This is a genomic window from Archangium sp., from assembly GCF_036388035.1.
Classification (GTDB): Bacteria; Myxococcota; Myxococcia; order Myxococcales; family Myxococcaceae; genus Archangium.
Window position 1 is genome coordinate 1 of sequence record NZ_DASVSO010001045.1, and the last position, 17898, is coordinate 17898.

Genomic DNA, 17898 nt, shown 5'->3' on the forward strand with positions numbered 1-17898 from the left:
CCGGCCCCGCGCCCTGGCCCGCAGCGAGCACCAGACTCCACCGGGTGGTGACGAACCCGCGCCGAGCGTGAAGCGGTACAGACGAAGACAAGGGCTCTTTCACGCGCTCGGGTTTAACACGGAGTGAAATCCCAGGCTGGGTGAGCATCGTCTTCACGCCACTGCTGCGTTCATGGATCAACGTCACCGGCGCGCCTGTCCATCAGGGCACGAGAAGCCAGGCGCGGTCCGGCTCAGCTCAGCAGCTCGTACGGGCCGCCCTTCTCCAGGGCGCGCTGGTAAGCCGGCCGCGCGTGGATGCGCTCCAGCCAGGCCGCGAGCTTCGGCCGCTTCTCTCCCAGCGCGCCTCGCGCGCCCGCTGCCTCGACGGGAAAGCTCATCTGGATGTCCGCGGCGCTGAAGGACTCGCCCGCGAAGTACGTGCTCTTGCCCAGCTCGCCCTCCATGTAGTCCAGGTGCAGGCGCAGCTGCGGCCTGACGAACGTCTTCATCACCTTGTCCGAGACGCCTCGCACAATGGGGCGCAGGAAGAAGGGCATGGGCGCCTTCGGCATCCGCGAGAAGACGAGGCTCAGCAGCAGCGGCGGCATCGCCGAGCCCTCCGCGTAGTGCAGCCAGTAGGTGTAGCGCAGGCGCTCTGGCGTCCCCGGCGCGGGTGCCAGCCGGCCCTGGCCATGACGGTCCACGAGGAACTCGATGATGGCTCCCGACTCCGCCAGCGTCAGCGTCCCGTCCGTCACCACCGGAGACTTGCCCAGCGGATGCACCGCGCGCAGCTCGGGCGGCGCCAGCGCCGTCTTCGGGTCGCGCTCGTAGCGCTTGATTTCATACTCGAGCCCGAGCTCCTCCAGCAGCCACAGCACGCGCTGCGAGCGGGAGTTGTTCAGGTGGTGGACGGTGAGCATGGTGCGCGACTCCCTGCGTGTGGGTTCCCGGGGTGATAGCCCAGGGAGTGGGCCACCGGGAAGCTCGTGGCCTGCTCCGTCCCCTGGCTGAACTCCGGCTTCAGGCCCTCATCCCGTCGGGAGCTCCGGGCGGGCGGGCTTCCCCTTCACCTGGCGAACACCTTCAGCACCTCGAAGCGCTCATTGAACACGAGCGAGTCGTCCGTGAACTCGAGACCGAGCTCACGTGCCTCGCGGCTGAAATAGTGGACATGGCCCTCGTGCCAATCCTCGAAGCTCAGGTCCCCCTCCCCTTCGCCAGCGGCGACGTCGTGCCTCACGTCACCGAAGTGCACGCGCCGGACCTCGGCCGTCTGGATGAGACACAGGGGAATCCCGAAACCATCGGTGACGATGGACTGGAGCCCGACGTGAGGAATGGGGGCACCCTGCCGTTCCATGGCGGCGATGAAGCCCGTGGTCCAGCGCTTGTTCCCCTTGATGACCAGGTGCGCGAGCTGCGCCGCCATCCGGGCTCCGGCCCCGAAGGAGAAGACATCGAGCGCGCGCGTGGAGGGCCGGTGGCCGCCCAACATCGCGCCACAGTACAGGTCCCACCACAGCTCCTGCTCGCCCGCGGGCGTGAGCAATTCCGTCAGCGTGGCCAGGGGGAAGAACCCGGCCGCGGTCAGCCCGGCGGCGCGAGCACTCCGCTGGAAAGCCTCCGCCCCGGGCGGGCCTGATTCGCCGCTCATGAGAAAGGCGAAGTCCCGCGCCTGTGCCTCCCCGGAGCCGTGCGCACAGGAGCCGGCGGGCGCGGGGATGGGCATTCCCAGCAGCGCTTCGAGGTGTTCACTCAGCACGAGGAGCGGCCGTCTACCCGACCGCGGCTCGACGACTGGCAGCCTCCAGGCAGGAGCATCCCCCATGCCGTCGCTCACGAGGAGCACCCGGTGCTCCTTCGTCAGGACAAGCCCTCGGCTCCCTCTCCCCACCATGTTCCCTCCGGTATCGCACCTGCCGCCAACCTCGTCCCACTTCATCCGGCCGTCATGCCCGGCCGCGATGAAACCGCCGCGCTGGACGCGCGCTTCAGGAAGCTGCTGGTGGCGCTGGAGACTTGAACTGTGGAATGCGCTCGCCGATGCGGGCGCCCATCGCCGCGCCCAAGGCCTGCAGGCCGCTCAAGGGGCGCACCATCACCTCGAATTCGACGATTTTGCCGTCTTCATCGAAGCGGATGAAGTCGATGCCCTTCAACTGCTTGTCGCCCACGCTGGCACTGAATTCCAGCACCACGCTCAAGCCATCGTCGGCCGCCAGCTGGCGATGATATTGGAAGTTCTCGAACACCTGGTAGGCGGTGTTCAACACCAGCACTACTGCCGCCGCGCTGGCGTAGGGCGTGTGCGCGATCGGCGAGCGGAAGACCGCTTCCGGGTGCACGATGGAAGGCAGTTCTTTCAGGTCGCCCTTGGCGACCATCGCGTGCCAGGTATCCAGCGACTTCGCGGCAGCAGGGTGCAGCTGCATGAGTTTCTCCTCTGATGGACGCGGCAGGGCGGGTGCCCCGCAGGATAGCGCGTGTGGCATCCAATTCGGCCACCACATCGGCGCCGCCGATCAGGTGGACACGGGCCCGAGGATTTCCTCCTCCCGCGCCTGAACGAGTGTCAAAGAACTTGAGCTGAACGCGTGTCAGCTGCTCAAGTGGCGCATGGGGGAACTCCTTGGACTACCCCACCCTGCTGGCCGAGCTCGCGGCTGAAGTCCGGCCGCTGCTGGGACAGGGCCGTGTGGCGGACTACATCCCGCTGCTGGCCCAGGCGGCCCCCTCGCTTCGGCCTGGCCCTGGCCACCCTGGAAGGCGGGCTGTGCGGCACCGGCCCCCTCTGCGCTTCCCGTAGTGCCACCTCTGCCCGCTGGAGCCTTGCCGCTAGTTGCTTGGGCGCACAACGGACACTTGGCGCCCAAGCCGTGCATTCCAGAATGAAGGCTCTGGCGCGGCTCACTTGTAGACGTCTACAAGCAAGGTAGTGAAAGGTGGCTTTTCATGCCACCTCACTTGTAGACGTCTACAAGTGAAGTCGCCTCCGTGCCGTCAGACGAAAAGCGGGCCGGGGCTCCAGTCCCGCCAGATTCCACAGTAACACTCCCCTAACGAGTCCCTTGGGTGAGCGCCCGCGCGTACTCGGCGGCCACGCGGGTGAAGCGGGCCCCCGCGAGTCCGCTCACGTACTGGCGCACCATGGCCCGCGTGGCACCCACGTAGAAGAGCGCGCGGCGCGTTCGCTCCAGCTCTCGCTCCGTGCGCCCCGGCTTCGTCTCCATCCACGCCATGTCGTCCAGCGCGTCCACGCCGCAGAAGAACACCACCGGGCTCTCGTGTCCCTTGCAGGAGAAGGCCGTCGTCACCCGGACGTAGTCCACCTTCCCCACGCTGAAGCCCGACACGTCCTGCCCGCTGCGGCCTCCGAAGGCCACCGCCTTGAGCCCCTCGCGCTCCAGGGCCTCGGCCAGCCGCGCCGGACGCACGGGCGCCACCACCAGCACGTCCGAGGGCCGCACTCCCTCCTGCTCGCCCAGCCGCTTCACCTCGCGCACCAACCACGCCTCCTCCGCCTGGGGTGAGTCGAAGCCCCGCACCACTGGCACCACGCCCTCGCGCTCGGTGGCCTGCAGCCGGTACAGCCCATCGACTCCTGGCACCGGCTCCTCCAGCAGCCCCTGCTCGCGCAGCTCGTTGGCGCGCATGAACTCGCGCATGCCGGGGTTGGACAGCTGGTGCAGCCCGAGCGGATCCAACACCACGTTGAAAGCCAGCTCCGACACCTGGCGTGTGGAGCGGAAGGCCTCGCGCAGCACGCGCACCCGGCCGGTGAAGTCGAGCCCGTCCGGCAGTTGCTGGCGCAGGGCATCCACCGCGCTGTGCCCGTAGACGTTCTGCGAGTCGTCCGCGAAGAGCAGGAAGGTCTTCTGTGGCGGGCCCTCGCCACGCGAGAGCGGGCGGGCCAGCGTGTACAGGTGCGCGAGCTCGGTGGCGCTGAGGTCCTGCGCCTCGTCCACGAAGACGGCGTCGAAGCTCTCGGGGGCGAAGGAGCCCGTGCCCGTCATGTGCGTGAGCGTCACCCGCTGCGTCATCAGCGGCGCCCGCTTGCCGAGCCGCTGCCGCAGGGCCGCCACCAGCAGGCGCGACAGCAACGGCGTCAGCGCCTTGTTGAAGAAGGACACCAGCACGCGCGAGTCCGGGTGCTCGGCGAGGTAGCGCGCCACCCAGTGCGCCAGCACGTACGTCTTCCCGCTGCCGGCCACGCCGCGCACCAGGTGGTGCCCCTCGTCGAAGCGGCGCTCGAAGAGGGCCACCTGCTCCTGGGTGAAGAGTGGCCCCATGCCGCGCAGCGAATCAATCTCCTGCCCCAGGCCCTCGGGCCGCCGGGCCACCTGGGCGCGCACGCCCGGCATCACCAGCAGCGGCTGCAGCGAGAGGCGGGGCTCCAGGCTCGGCGCCACGGGCGTGAGCAGCTCCAGCAGTTGCGAGGGGATGGCGGCCTCGGACTCGGCGCGCGAGGAGAGGACGAAGAGGTACTCGCGGGCGCGGCTGGCCGCCACGTTGAGCATGGGGGTGAGCTCGCTCGGGGCGAAGGGGCGCCCGGCGGCCACGGTGTCCACGATGACGACGTCGTACTCGGTGCCCTGCTGCCGGTGGATGGTGGAGGCCTGGAAGCGCGACTCGCTCCACCCCTTCTGCTGGGCCAGCCCCCGCAGCAACCCCGCCTGCGCCCGGTATGGCGTCACCGCCAGCACCTTGAGGCCCGCCTTCAGCGCCGGCTCGGCGATGGCCACCAGCAGCTCCGCGGAGAAGGGCCTGCGGTAGCCGCGGCCGGACTCGCCCCGCTCGTGGCAGACGCGGCGCGCGTCCCGGGTGGCCTCGTCCAGCACCACCCAGCACGCACGCGCCGCCGGGTACGCGTCCACCGTCTTCGGCTGCCGGGTGCGCGGGCCCTCGCCGTCCTCGAGCATCCCCGCGTAGCAGAAATGGCTCACCACCGAGCCAATCTGCGGGTGCATGCGGTGCTGGGTGCGCAGCAGCAGCACGTGCGGGGACTCGGACGCCGCCCGCGCGTCCTCCAGGTGCGACAGCGGCGAACTGCGCATCCACGTCTGCACCGGCCGCTCCACGCCCTCCAGCGCCTGGCTGACGGGGCCGATCTGCTTCGGGTCCCCGCCCAGCAGCACCTTGCGCGCGAGCGGCGCCATCAGCCCCACGGCGGCGCGCGACACCATGCCCGCCTCGTCCACCACCAGCCGGTCGAAGCGCTCGGCGCCCTCCAGCTCGGACACGAGCCGCAGCGCGCGGTGGACGGTGAGCACCATGAGGGTGGCGAAGCCCTCCCGGGCGACGAAGAGCGTCTCGTCCGTGAGGCCGTCGCGCACCTTGCGCAGCTCGGCCTTCACCGTGGCCATCCGCGAGGGGGGCGCGCCGTTGAGGAACTCGCGGCGGACGCGCTCCTCCATGTGCTCGATGCGCGCGGCCTGCTTCTGGTAGCCCGCGTCGTGGAGGACGGCGGGGAAGACGTTCGTCAGCTCCTGGCCCACGCCCAGGCCCCCACGGAAGATGCGGCACGTGGTGTCCGGCGCGTGGAGGGCCCCGGCCTTGGACAGCATGCGGGCCACGCGCAGCGCGAGCGTGTCGGCGGCGCGGTTGGTGGGGGCCACCGCGAGGATGCGCTCCTTGGGGTTGCGCTGGATGGCCTGGGCGAGCAGCCGCGCCACCGTCTCCGTCTTGCCCGTGCCCGGAGGGCCCCAGAGGAGCGTCCAGGGCTTCTCCCACAGGTGCTCGGCGTCGGGCGGGGGGCCGGAGCCGTCATCGGGGATGTCGCCCCGGACGCGGTCCAGGGCCTCGCGGACGCGGGGCCCACGCGAGTCATAGGCGCGCGAGGCGGCGAGGAGCGCCTCGGAGAAGTCATAGGGCTGGAAGGCCCAGCGATCGGCGGAGATGACCTCGGGCGGGATATGGCTCAGCGAGCGCGTGGAGATGAAGACGCGTCCGTTGGTGGGGTCCACGTGGACGACCTCGCCCACGAAGCGGCGCTCGCCCGGGAGGAAGCCGATGAGCTGGCCCCCGCCCCAGCTCGGGTCCGCGGCGGGCTGGGGCGTGAGGCCGAGCATCGACTCGTCCTCCAGCCGCACGTCCGTGGCGCCCTTGAGCATCACCCACCGGTACAGGGAGCGCTCGCTCTCCAACGCCGCCAACAGGTCCTCCGGCAGCACCGAGCGCACGATGAGGTCGGCGGGCTCGGTGGCCGGAGCGGAAGACGGAGGAGCCTGGGGCGCAGGCTTCCGGGCGTGACGCGCCTGTGCGGACTCGTTCCTCATGCGTGGGACTGAACCGATGTTCCCCATGGTGCCCTGACGGCGCTCGGAGGGAAAGCACGGTCCCGCGAAACGCCGGAGCGGCCCAGGAGTCCAGTAATGTGGACGGTTCGCGCCCCTACCCCACCATGAAGCTCTACGCCCTCAGTGACCTTCACCTGCGCTACGAGCACAACCGGCGTGCGCTCGAGACGCTCGCCCCCCATCCCGAGGACTGGCTCATCGTGGCGGGGGACGTGGGCGAGACGCGAGATGACCTGGACTTCGCGTGGCGTACGCTGACAGCGCGCTTCCGCCAGGTCGTGTGGGTACCAGGCAACCACGAGCTGTGGACGATGAGCCGCGAGCAGCCCTCGCTGCGAGGCGAGGCCCTCTACCAGCAGGTCGTCGCCCAGTGCCGCTCCCACGGGGTGCTCACCCCGGAGGACCCCTATCCGCGCTGGCCGGGCGAGGGCCCGCACCGGGTGCTGGTGCCCCTCTTCCTGCTCTACGACTACTCCTTCCGCCCGGACCATGTCGCCGAGCAGGACGCCCTCAACTGGGCGCTGGAGACGCACGTGATGTGTACCGACGAGGCGGTGCTCCATCCGGACCCGTACCCGAGCCGCGCCGCCTGGTGCGCCGCGCGGGTGGAGCAGACGCTCGCCCGCCTGGAGGCCCTGCCCGCGGACTGCTCCACCATCCTCATCAACCACTTCCCGCTGCGCTACGAGCACGTGCGCCTGCCGCGCATCCCCCGCTTCTCCCTCTGGTGCGGAACGAAGAAGACGGAGGACTGGCACCAGCGCTTCCGGGCCGAGGTCGTCGTCTCGGGCCACCTGCACATGCCCGCCACGCTGTGGCGCGACGGGGTACGCTTCGAGGAGGTGTCGCTCGGCTATCCGAAGCAGTGGAGCTGGCGCGGTGACATCTCCGGGTGCCTGCGGGAGATCCTGCCCGGCCCCGAGGCGGGTTCACGCCTGGGCACTTGATCGCCCCGGCCAGTTGCGGGAGCCTCGCGGGTCACCCGTGAGCCATCCCCGCTACTTCGTCCCCCACGCCGCGAGCCCGGCCGAGGCCGTCCAACCCGACCCGGCCGCGGTGGTGCATGCGATGGACGCCTTCCGCCTGCAGGCCGGATACGTCGGCGAGCAGGAATGGATTGTCTGCACCGACATCGCGGGCAACGTGCACGTGCTGCCCGCGAGCGAGCGTGAGCACCTGCCGGCCAGCACCAAGGCCCAGCTCACGCACCACGAGCTCGCCTCTGGCCGGACGCCCCGGCGCATCTCGGCGTCCGAGCTCTTCCTCTTCTTGGTGGAGCTCGTCGAGCACCCGACGGACGCGGAGGGGGCCAATGATCCGGTCTACCTCTATGGCACCCTGATGGGGCCCTGGCCGAGCGCCTCGCCCATGCGCGTGCCGGGGCAGCTCACCGTGACGCGCGGGGACCTGCTCGCCGGACTGGTGCAGGGCGCGCCCGATGCCTTCCAGTACGTGCAGGATCCCGAGAGCAAGACGGCGCCGCGCAGCTACCACGCGCTGCTCCCGGGAGACCGGGCCGAGCGCATCGCCGAGGGCCGGGGGCTGGTGCTGGCCTACCCCGCGGTGCCTCCCGAGCTGCAGGCCCACAACGTCGCGAACGATCCGCTCGTGGCGACCATCCTGCGCGAGGCGCTCGACCAGCTCCAGGAGTACGCCCGCGAGCACGGTGGCCCCAAGGCCATCGCCGAGATGGAAGTGCCCGTCCCCAGCCGCCTCATGGCCATCGCGGAGCTGGAGTCGCGTGGCTACGAGGTGAAGGGCGACATGGCCACCCTGCGCCGCAACCACCCGGGGCTGGTGAACCGGCTGGCGGAGTGGCTGCGCGCGGAGAAGGTGAAGGTCCCCCGCGAGGCCACGACGCCCGAGTTCCTCGAGCTCGCGCGCCGCGCCCTCGAGGTGCTTCCCGGCTGGCCCAGCGACACGGAGCGTGCGCTGCGCGCCCTGGTCCGCCCCGGCAATGGCGCGCCTCCAAAGCCGGGGTTCATCCCGCCCGTCGCCGCCGCGCAGCCGCTCCCGACCCAGCGGGTCATCCCTCCCCGACCGCCTCCGTCGCCCGCCCGCCCGAACGACTGGATGCAGGACTTCCTCGACGCGCACACGCCCCCGGGCGGCAAGAAGAAGGCGAAGCTCACCCGCGCCTCCGAGGTGACTCCGCCGCCCCGGCGGGCCATCTCCACGCCCAAGCAGGCGAGCTCCTCGAAGGACTGGATGGGCGACTTCACTCCGGGTCCGTCCGCGCCCCCCGAGCACAAGCCTCCGAGTCCGTCCACTCCCCCCGGGCCCAAGCGCCGCGAGCCGTCCGCTCCCGCTGGGAATCCGGCGAAGAAGCCGGATTGGATGTCCGATTTCGAGGACTGATTGGGTTGCGGTCGTTGCCTGCTGGACGCTAGCGTCTCGGCACTTAAGAAAGGGGACAGATGGGACACGAGAAACCCGTTGAGCCGTTTTCGGATCTCCACCTCGAGGACGGAAAGGTGCGCGCCGTGCTGCTGCACGATCCCACCGTCGAGGGCCTGGACATGGCCATCTACATGGACGCGTCTGGCAGCATGAAGGAGGAGTACGAGTACTCGCGGCCTTCGCGCTCCTTCACGGAGTGGCTGCGCGGGGCCCCGCTCAAGGCGGAGTCCAACCAGGTCGAGCCCCAGGTGCAGTGGATGCTCGAGTACCTGGCCACGAAGGATCGCAACGGTCTGCTCCGCGTCGCCTACTGGGCCTGTGGCGCCTCTGGCAAGGACGTGGAGATCGTCGGCGAGCTGAAGGGCGTGGACGTCAAGACCTACAAGTTCCCGGGCGCCAAGCGGCTCGGCAACTACACGCACCTGGCGCCGGCGCTCAAGGACTACGTGCGCTACCTCAAGGAGCAGGTTCCCCAGGGCGCCAAGCGCGGCTGCGCGGTCATCGTGACCGACGGCAAGCTGCACGACCCGGAAGAGGTCGAGGCCTTCTCGGCCGAGGTCGCCAAGGAGATCCGCGCGGGCCGGCTGCCGCGGATGAACTTCGTGCTGGTGGGCGTCGGTGACAACATCGACGAGGAGCAGCTCGAGCACATCGCCCACATCGAGTACCCGGGCGTGGGGCACCTGTGGTGCCACCGCATCGCCCAGGAGATCACCCAGGTCGCCGAGCTGGTGGCGGTGCTGGTCGACGAGACGATGACCGTCGCCGCCGGCGGCACCATCTACGACGACAAGGGCAAGGTGCTGAAGAGCTACGAGGGCCGCCTGCCCGCGGTGCTCGAGTTCGACGTGCCGGAAGGCGCCAAGAGCTTCACCCTCGAGGTGAACGGCCAGCGCTACACCCAGCCGCTGCCGGACGAGGACCACCACGACGAGGACGAGGAGGATCATCACTGATGGCTGGCCACGAAGTCATCGCGAAGCCGTTCTCGGACGTTCACCGGGTTGGCAACAAGGTCACCGCCACGCTGCTGCACGACCCGACGGTGGAGGGGCTGGATGTGGCCCTCTACATGGACGGTTCGGCGAGCATGGAGGACGAGTACGGCCCGCGCGGCATCCTCGCCAAGCTGGCGCCGGTGAAGAACCTCGTCGAGCCGCAGATGCGGTGGATGCTCGAGTACCTCGCCAACAAGGACCGCGACGGCAAGGTGCGCGTCGCCTACTGGGCCACCGGAGACGGGAGCCAGTTGGAAGAGGTCGGCGAGCTCACCGGTCCGCAGGCGAAGGACTACCGGTTTCCTGGCCCTCGCTTCTACGGGAAGGCCACGGTGATGCTCCCGGCGCTGCGTGACTTCGTGGCCCACATGAAGCAACAGGTCTCGACGGGTGCCAGACGGGGCCTGGCGGTGATCATCACCGACTCGCAGATCAACGACAGCAACGACGTGATGGCCTACGCCACGCAGGTGGCGAAGGAGATCGCCTCGGGCCGCCTGCCCCGGATGAACTTCGTGTTCGTCGGGGTGGGTGACCAGGTCGACGAAGAGCAGATGGAAAGCATCTCCCACGAGACGTATCCGGGGGTGGGCCACCTGTGGTGCCACCGCATCGCCGACCGGATGGAGGAGATGGCCGAGCTGGTCGCGGTGCTCGTCGACGAGACGATGACCGTGGCCGCTGGCGGCACCATCACCGACGAGCAGGGCAAGCAGCTCAAGGTCTACGAGGGCCGGCTGCCCGCGGTGCTCGAGTTCGACGTACCGGCCACGTGCAAGGCCTTCACCCTCGAGGTCGCGGGGCAGCGCTTCACCCAGACGATTCCCGAGGAGCACGAGGACGAGGATCACCACGAGGAGGAGGAGAAGCGCGCACCGGAACCGGTGAGCGCCCCCGCCGCCCCCGCCCCGAAGCACCGCGGTCACCGTCACTAGGAGCACCATGTCGGAGCATAAGAAGATCGTAGGGATTCTCGGGGCGGCGCCCGCGCATGTGCACGGTCCCAACTGCAAGCACGACCACGGCCATGACCATGCGCACGACCACGCGCATGAGCAGGGCGAGAAGCACGTGCACGGCCCGGGGTGCAAGCACGACCACGGCCACGAGCAGCATGCCCATGCACACGAGCACGCCGAGAAGCACGTGCACGGGCCCGGCTGCAAGCACGACCATGCGCACGAGCACGCGCACGCCGAGAAGCACGTGCATGGGCCGGGGTGCAACCACGATCACTCTCATGCTCACGACCATGACCATGAGCACGGCCCCGGCTGTGACCATGGTCATGACCACCATCACCACCACGCCCGCCCCAAGCGGATCCGTCCTCCCGGGCACCGACCCGCGGAGGGCGGAGGCGTGGCGCTCCAGCTGGATCTCGAGAGCGCCCTGCCGGGTGAGACGGACGACGTGGGCCGCTTCCAGAAGCTCGAAGCCGCCCTCGAGTCGCAGCGCGGTATCACCGACGTCCACCTCCGGCGTGACGCGGGTCATGCGGAGATCTGCATCCACTACCAGCCCGAGCGGGTGAGCGCCTCGCACCTGCTCGAGCTAGCGCAGAGCACCGGCGCCGTGGTGGCCAAGCGCTACAAGCACCACACCTGGTTCGTGCGCGGGATGGACTCGGCCGACTCGGCGACGGTCATCGAGCACGCCGTCAGCCGGACGAAGGGCGTCCTCTCCGCGAGCGTGGCGTACGCGAGCGAGCGCCTCGTCATCGAGTACGACAGCGAGGAGCTCCAGCTCCCCGACGTGGAAGCCCGGGTGAAGTCGCTCGGGTATGGGCTGGAGGTGCCCACCGCCGGTCACGTCTGCTCGCACCACGCCCACGGCGGCGGCCTGGCGCCCCTGCTCGAGCTGCCGCTGGTGGTGGCCTCGGGCGTCCTGCTCGTCGCCGGCTGGCTGCTCGAGCGCTTCGCCCCGGTCTCGCCCCTGGTCCCGACGATCGTCTGGGGCCTGTCGATGGTGAGCGGCGGCTTCTTCGCCATCCGTGGCTCGATCCAGTCCATTGCCCAGCTCCGCATCGACATCGAGACGATGATGGTGGTGGCGGCGCTCGGCGCGGCGTTCCTGGGAGCCTGGTTCGAGGGCGCCTTCCTCCTCTTCCTCTTCAGCGCGGGCCATGCGCTCGAGCACCGGGCGATGGAGCGCGCGCGCCGGTCGATTGAATCGCTCGCCGAGCTCCGCCCCGAGGTGGCGCGGGTGCGGCGTGGCAACGACGTCGTCGAAGTCCCCGTGGGCGAGGTCAATCCGGGAGAGCGCATCGTCGTGCGCCCGGGTGACCGCGTGCCGCTCGACGGCATCATCCGCGAGGGCAAGAGCTCGCTGGAGCAGGCGGCCATCACTGGCGAGTCCATCCCCGTCCCCAAGAAGCCGGGAGACGAGGTGTTCTCCGGCACCATCAACTGCGAGACCCTGCTGGAGGTGGAGGTCACCCGCCACGCCTCCGACTCGGTGCTCGCGCGCGTGGTGGACATGGTCGCCCAGGCCGAGGCCCAGAAGGGTCCCAACCAGCGCTTCGCCCAGCGCCTGGAGCGCACCTTCGCGCCACTGGTGATGATTGGCGCGGTGGTGTTCCCGGTGGTGCTCATGCTGCTGGGCACGCCGTTCAAGGAGGCCATTCTCCGGGCGGTGTCCCTGCTGGTGGCCGCCTCCCCGTGCGCGCTGGCCATCTCCACGCCCTCCGCCGTGCTGTCCGCGGTGGCGGCGGCGGCGCGGGGTGGCGTGCTGGTCAAGGGCGGCATCTACCTGGAGCTGCTCGGCGGCGTCCGGGCCATCGCCTTCGACAAGACGGGCACGCTCACCGTCGGCCGTCCCAAGCTGCTCACCACCGCTCCGGCGCAGGGAGTCACCCGCGAGGAGCTGCTCGGCACCGCCGCGTCGGTCGAGTCGCTCTCCGCGCACCCGCTCGCGCGCGCCGTGGTGGATGCCGCAACCGAGCAGCGCATCCAGACCGCGGCCGGCAAGGACCTCGAGGCCATCCACGGCAAGGGCATCCGCGCGAAGGTGGGCGAGGAGCCGGTGGAGGTCGGCAGCCTCGCGCTCTTCGAGGGCGAGACCGTTCCCGCGGAGATCTCCGCGGAGGTGCGGAAGCTGGAGGAGGCGGGACAGACCACGATGGTGGTGCGCAGGTCGGGGCGCTACCTCGGAGTGCTCGGCGTCGCCGACACCGTGCGCAGCGGTGCGTCCCACGTCATCCAGACGCTCAAGCAGGCCGGCATCGAGCGCACCGTCATGCTCTCGGGCGACAACGCCCTCGTGGCGAAGTCGATCACCGCGCAGGTGGGGCTCGACGAGGCGCGCGCGCCGCTGATGCCCGCCGACAAGGTCACCGTCGTCCGGGAGATGGGCAAGCAGTACCCGGTGGCGATGGTCGGTGACGGAGTGAATGACGCGCCCGCGCTCGCCGCCGCCGCCGTGGGCGTGGCGATGGGTGGCGCCGGCTCCGATGCGGCGCTTGAGACCGCCGACGTGGTGCTGATGAGCGATGACCTCTCCAAGCTGCCCTTCGCGCTGGGGCTCGCCCGTAAGGCGACCGCGGTGATGCGGCAGAACCTGGTCATCTCGCTCGGGGTCAGCGGCGTGCTCATCGTCGCCGCCGTCTTCGGGCTCACGCAGATCAGCCACGCGGTGGTGCTGCACGAGGGCAGCACGCTCCTGGTGGTCGCCAACGGGCTCCGGCTGCTCGGGTACAAGCCCCAGGCGCCCGTGGCGGCCCACTTAGAGGCGGTCGGCGTCCAGGCCGCCGCTGGGTAGAGTGTTGGTGGAATGTTGAAGTCGGACCGCTCACATCCCTCCTGGCGAAGGGGGGATGTGAAGGCCCTCACCCCCCCGGAGTGAAGCGGTTCACAGCGCCAGCACATCGCTGGAGGCACGCTGGGTTCCAGCAGCATCCACGTGGGGGGAACCATGAATAGCACCGCCGCCGTCTGGTACGAGGGGTCCTACGATTGGAGCCAGGACTGGCAGCATCGGCAGAATCTGGCCTCGCCGGGTGATACCGCGCGCGGGCTGTTCATCAACGGCGTGCTGGACGCCGTGCGGACGCTCGGGGGCGAGGAGCTGGTGATGCGCTGCCTGGAGGCCTGCGGGCAGGACCGCTTCGTGCCCACCTTCAGCTACCCCATCACCCAGCAGATGCGGATCATCTCCGCGGCGATGGAGACGCTGGCGAAGCGGTATGGAGCCCCCGAGGCGGCACTCCGGCAGCTCGGGCGGCGCTCGGCCCTGGACTTCATGGAGTCCACGGCGGGGAAGATGATGATGCGGCTGGCGGGGAGCGACCCGAAGCGACTGCTGGCCAGCCTCCCCTCGGCCTACCGGGTGTCGATGAGCTACGGCGAGCACACCCTCGTGTGGACGGGGCCCCGGAGCGGCCGCCTCGTCATGAAGCGCGAGTTCATGCCCCATCCCGTCCACGCGGGCGTGGTGGCGACGCTCCTCGAGGCAGGAGGCGCGCGCGAGGTGCGGGTGTGGGGCCGCCAGACGGGCCCGCTCGACTGCGAGTGCGACTTCTCTTGGAGCTGAGTCGCGCGGGGCGCAGGAGCATGGCCCCGGAAAAGCAAACGGGCCGGAGATCCGAAGATCTCCGGCCCGTTTTGCATGGTCGGGGAGACAGGATTTGAACCTGCGACCCCTTGGTCCCGAACCAAGGCCGGGGAGCGTCCAGGGGTTACCAGCGGTTCACAACCCTTCGTAAATACTCGAGTTTCTGGAGCCGGGCCTGTCCAGCCGTCCCATCCGGTACGCGAGGACACCAAGGATTTTGCTGCTATCTTGCTGCTGGGCTCCACCCAGGCGCCGTCAGCCAAGCGAGTTGGGACGCGGCCTGCCCCGGTACGTGGAGCGGGACTTCGCCAGGGACCTGGAATGCGGAGTTCTGGCACACGGCTTCGCGGGTGCGCTGCGAGAGTTGCAAGGACGAACTGCTCGTCGCCCTCTCGTGCAAGGGACGAGGGGTGTGCCCTTCCTGTAACGCAAAGCGGGCGCAGGTGACGGCGGTGCACCTGGTGGAGCAGGTGCTGCCGCGCGTGCCCTACCGTCAGTGGACGCTGTCCTTTCCGCATCGGGTAGGGTGGGTGCTGCGCAAGGACGTAAGACTGCTCTCGGACGTCCTCACCGTCTTCCTGCGCGCGAGGGCACGCCCTACAGCGTCGGCGAGCGCGCAGTCAGAGCATCAACCCGATGGGGACGTGTAATTGTCGCCAAGGGGAAAATGTAATTGACGCTGGGCACAGGCCGGAGCCGTGTAGTTCATCCAGTTCTTCGGCTCGGCCTTGCAGGTGACGCCTCACTTCCACTCGCTGGTGCCGGACTGCGTCTTCGTGCCGGGGGAGGGAGGCGTGTGCTTCGAGGCGTTGCAGCCGCCCAGGCAAGGCCAGGTGGGACGGTTGCTGAGGGTGGTGCGTCACCGGTTACTGCGCCTGCTGGAGAAAAGAGGGGCCCTGCCCGCGCAAGGGCCCTAGGACGTACGGCAGGCGTTCGTGACGTCGCCGAGGCGCGCCCACCGAGGGCCCCCGATCAGCCAGCGGTTCATCGAGGCGCTGGTGCGCGGAGCACAGAGCGCGGGCCTGCCGGCGGAGTACATTGAGTGGCTGCGCCGCAGCGAGTAGGACCCTTCAGCTTGGCCGACTTGGGAGAGGGAGTAGGCAGCCGATGGGGAATGGCAGCCCCTTGACTTGGCTGGGGCCACCCGTGACGTGTCGCACATGACCTGCTATATCTATTGTCGTCCTGTTAACACTTCTCCCAGGCGCGGCAATGAATGGCTCCATCGTGGTCGTAGGGACCGGCATCCAGTGGGCTGGTCAGACAACCCTCGCGGCCCAGGCTGCCATTACCCGCGCGGAGCGGGTGCTCTTCGCAGTGGCGGACGCGAATGCCGCGCGCTGGATTCGTGAGCTGAACCCGGCCGCAGAGTCGCTGCCCTATCCCAAGGGGGCTCCAAGGCGGCGCGCCATCTATGAGGAGATGGTCGAGCGCATCCTCTCGGAGGCGCGCCAGGGCCACAAGGTATGCGCCGTCTTCTACGGCCACCCCGGCGTGCTCACCCGAGCCTCCCACGAGGCCATCCAGCGCGCCAGGCGGGAGGGCATCCCCGCGCGGATGCTGCCAGGCATCTCCGCCATGGATTGCCTCTTCGCCGACCTGGGGTTCGATCCGGGCAACGACGGCTGCCAGACCTACGAGGCCACCGACTTCCTCCTGCGCCGCCGCCGGGCGGACGTCCACACACCGCTGGTGCTCTGGCAGATCGGCCTCATTGGCGAGTCCGGCGTCTTCGACGCCACTCAGCAGGGGCGCATTCGCCGTGGGCTCGCGGTGCTCGCGGAGGAGCTGCGCCGCGACTACCCGCCCGAGCATGAAGTCATCGTCTACGAGGCTTCCACTCATCCGCTGGAGCCGTCACGCCTCGAGCGTCTCCCGCTGGCGAAGCTCGCCGACGCGGTCATTACCGACATCTCCACCTTGTTCCTGCCACCTCTGGGGCCCGCCCCTATTGACCCGTCCATGCTCGTCCGACTGGAGCTCGGTCCGGACGCCGGAGCGTCTCCACGCAGTACCGTGTCCCAAGACATCGCAACTCGCGATGAGTGAGGAAGAGTGCATGACTTCGCAGAACATTAATTCGTCCGTTCCGCCCAGGGAGCGGGCCTCCCAGATCGCCCGGGAGGGACAGAAGCTGCTGGAGAGCCATCAGTACCCGGAGGCCATCTGTCAATTCGACGGGGCGCTCGCGGTTGGGCTGGATCCCCAGGCCGACAAGAAGCTCCTGGCGTGGATTCATACGCACCGGGGCTTGGCCTGGCTGCAGCTTGGCATCCCCCGTGATGCCGTCTCCGCCTTCAACAAGGCACTCGACTTCGACCCCAGCTACATCCGGGCGCTCGCGTACCGGGGAGAGGCCGTGCGCTGCTACGTGCGCGACAACCTCCCAGCGCTGGAGACGCGGGGGCTGCATTGGGCCTACATCGCCGACATCCTCGCGGACTTCAAGGCTGCGGAGCAGGCCGATCCGTCCTCGAAGAACGCGTGGCTGGCGGCGCACCACGGTGCCGCCTGGGCGCTCGCCCAATTCACCGCTCAGCACGTGCCCCTCGTGTTCACCGCCTCCAACATCGAGCTGAGTGGCAAGGAGGATCTCTTCCCCATCCGCGTGAGAAGCTCCGTCGAGGATATCAAGACGCTCGCGGTGCAGGCCCAGGTCGCTCCGAGCAAGTTCGCCGACAACGCCGAGAGCTACTTCAAGCGAGCCTGCGATTTCAAATCCACCTATGGGTGGTCCTACGCCTTCTGGGCTTTCTCGCTCACGCTGCGCAGCACCCGGAAAGACCATTTCTACGAGGAGGCGAAGCAGAAGCTGGAGCTTGCCAAGAAGCACGGGCTGGGCCTGGAGATCCTGGCCACCCAGGGCCTCTTCAAACTGCTCTCCTACAAGGGGGCCTACATCGACGCCCTCAACATGGCCATCCAGGCGCTCAACCTCAACCCGCAAGACCCCTTCGCGCCGTACTTCATCGCCACGAGCCTCCACCACATCGCCGAGCAGCAGAAGGGCCTGACGGATGAGGCCAGCTGGAAGCACATGGCTCGGGACGCCACCGCCACCGCCCGGAAGCGGCTGGAGACGGTGCGGCTCATGGTTCAGCTCATGGAGATGGGCCTCGACCGCATCGCGCCTCGAGTGGCGGGACCCTCGGAGGTGCCAGTACAGGACCCCGGCGTCGCGCTCAGGCTCATCCTCAGCCGGCGCGACCCCGAGGCCGTGTGCCTGGTGAAGAACGACCCCACCCTGGCGCAATTCCATGACGAGCCGTGGTTTCAGCAGATCTGGGATGACCTGCATCAGTCACCCGAGCCCAAGAATCCCGTCCAGTAAGAGGAGAACATGCAAGACACCTTCACGCTGTTGACCCGCTTCGCGGTGGACCCCTTCCTGCAGGACACCTTCGCGCGTGACCCGACCTCGGCGCTCGTCGCTGCTGGAGTTGCTCCGGATGCGCACGCCGCGACGCTCCAGGAGCTGCGTGCCCCGGGCCAATTCACCGGCGAGTGGAACAAGTGCGCGGCCTGTTTTGACCCCGGCACCGACCCGGAGCCCTGGCCTCAACCGGATCCGCTGCCCACCCAGGGCTAGTCGAGCCCACCGCCTAGCCTCGCCGGTTCGGCCTCGCGCCACCGGCGGGCCCCGCGTCTTCCGAACCCTGTGCCGGCAA

General features: G+C 69.2%; 16 protein-coding genes. 12 read left to right on the forward strand and 4 right to left on the reverse strand.

The window, feature by feature from the left end; genetic code table 11:
• Window positions 1-233: 233 nt before the first annotated feature.
• From VF697_RS42900 to VF697_RS42915, 4 genes are all read right to left on the reverse strand, one after another.
• Entirely contained in the window at window positions 234-905 is a 672-nt protein-coding gene (locus VF697_RS42900; RefSeq protein ID WP_331104509.1) for a glutathione S-transferase, read from the reverse strand.
• 146 nt (window positions 906-1051) lie between these two features.
• The gene (locus VF697_RS42905; RefSeq protein ID WP_331104511.1) at window positions 1052-1747 is read right to left on the reverse strand and encodes an ASCH domain-containing protein; all 696 of its coding nucleotides are present in this window, start codon (window positions 1745-1747) and stop codon (window positions 1052-1054) included.
• Between the two features lie 229 nt (window positions 1748-1976).
• Entirely contained in the window at window positions 1977-2417 is a 441-nt protein-coding gene (locus tag VF697_RS42910; RefSeq protein WP_331104513.1) for a nuclear transport factor 2 family protein, read from the reverse strand.
• Window positions 2418-3041: 624 nt separating this feature from the next.
• The gene (locus tag VF697_RS42915) at window positions 3042-6260 is read right to left on the reverse strand and encodes an AAA domain-containing protein (protein WP_331104515.1); all 3219 of its coding nucleotides are present in this window, start codon (window positions 6258-6260) and stop codon (window positions 3042-3044) included.
• Window positions 6261-6385: 125 nt separating this feature from the next.
• Between VF697_RS42915 and VF697_RS42920 the strand changes: the two genes are divergently transcribed.
• The 12 genes from VF697_RS42920 to VF697_RS42975 all read left to right on the forward strand — a co-directional run bounded on the left by VF697_RS42920 (window position 6386) and on the right by VF697_RS42975 (window position 17819).
• Entirely contained in the window at window positions 6386-7228 is an 843-nt protein-coding gene (locus tag VF697_RS42920) for a metallophosphoesterase (RefSeq protein ID WP_331104552.1), read from the forward strand.
• Window positions 7229-7265: 37 nt separating this feature from the next.
• Entirely contained in the window at window positions 7266-8639 is a 1374-nt protein-coding gene (locus tag VF697_RS42925) for a hypothetical protein (protein ID WP_331104517.1), read from the forward strand.
• 59 nt (window positions 8640-8698) lie between these two features.
• Entirely contained in the window at window positions 8699-9637 is a 939-nt protein-coding gene (locus VF697_RS42930; RefSeq protein ID WP_331104518.1) for a vWA domain-containing protein, read from the forward strand.
• A complete protein-coding gene (locus VF697_RS42935; RefSeq protein ID WP_331104520.1) occupies window positions 9637-10614 on the forward strand; it encodes a vWA domain-containing protein in 978 nt (325 codons plus the stop codon). The genes VF697_RS42930 and VF697_RS42935 overlap by 1 nt, the downstream gene beginning before the upstream one ends.
• A gap of 7 nt (window positions 10615-10621) precedes the next feature.
• Window positions 10622-13438, forward strand: coding sequence for a heavy metal translocating P-type ATPase (locus VF697_RS42940; protein ID WP_331104521.1), 2817 nt, complete (start codon window positions 10622-10624; stop codon window positions 13436-13438).
• A 153-nt stretch (window positions 13439-13591) separates the two neighbouring features.
• On the forward strand, window positions 13592-14209 hold the full coding sequence (locus tag VF697_RS42945; protein WP_331104523.1) for a TIGR02265 family protein: 618 nt from the start codon (window positions 13592-13594) through the stop codon (window positions 14207-14209).
• Between the two features lie 371 nt (window positions 14210-14580).
• A complete protein-coding gene (locus tag VF697_RS42950; protein WP_331104525.1) occupies window positions 14581-14880 on the forward strand; it encodes a transposase zinc-binding domain-containing protein in 300 nt (99 codons plus the stop codon).
• Window positions 14881-14958: 78 nt separating this feature from the next.
• Window positions 14959-15147, forward strand: coding sequence for a hypothetical protein (locus VF697_RS42955; protein WP_331104526.1), 189 nt, complete (start codon window positions 14959-14961; stop codon window positions 15145-15147).
• 18 nt (window positions 15148-15165) lie between these two features.
• Window positions 15166-15294 (forward strand): hypothetical protein, encoded by a 129-nt coding sequence (locus VF697_RS42960; RefSeq protein WP_331104527.1) that lies wholly within the window; start codon window positions 15166-15168, stop codon window positions 15292-15294.
• 148 nt (window positions 15295-15442) lie between these two features.
• The gene (locus VF697_RS42965; RefSeq protein ID WP_331104528.1) at window positions 15443-16279 is read left to right on the forward strand and encodes an SAM-dependent methyltransferase; all 837 of its coding nucleotides are present in this window, start codon (window positions 15443-15445) and stop codon (window positions 16277-16279) included.
• Window positions 16280-16289: 10 nt separating this feature from the next.
• Window positions 16290-17561 carry a tetratricopeptide repeat protein gene (locus VF697_RS42970; protein WP_331104529.1) on the forward strand — a complete coding sequence of 424 codons (1272 nt, stop codon included), beginning with the start codon at window positions 16290-16292 and terminating at the stop codon, window positions 17559-17561.
• Window positions 17562-17570: 9 nt separating this feature from the next.
• Entirely contained in the window at window positions 17571-17819 is a 249-nt protein-coding gene (locus VF697_RS42975; RefSeq protein ID WP_331104531.1) for a hypothetical protein, read from the forward strand.
• The last annotated feature ends 79 nt before the right edge of the window (window positions 17820-17898 follow it).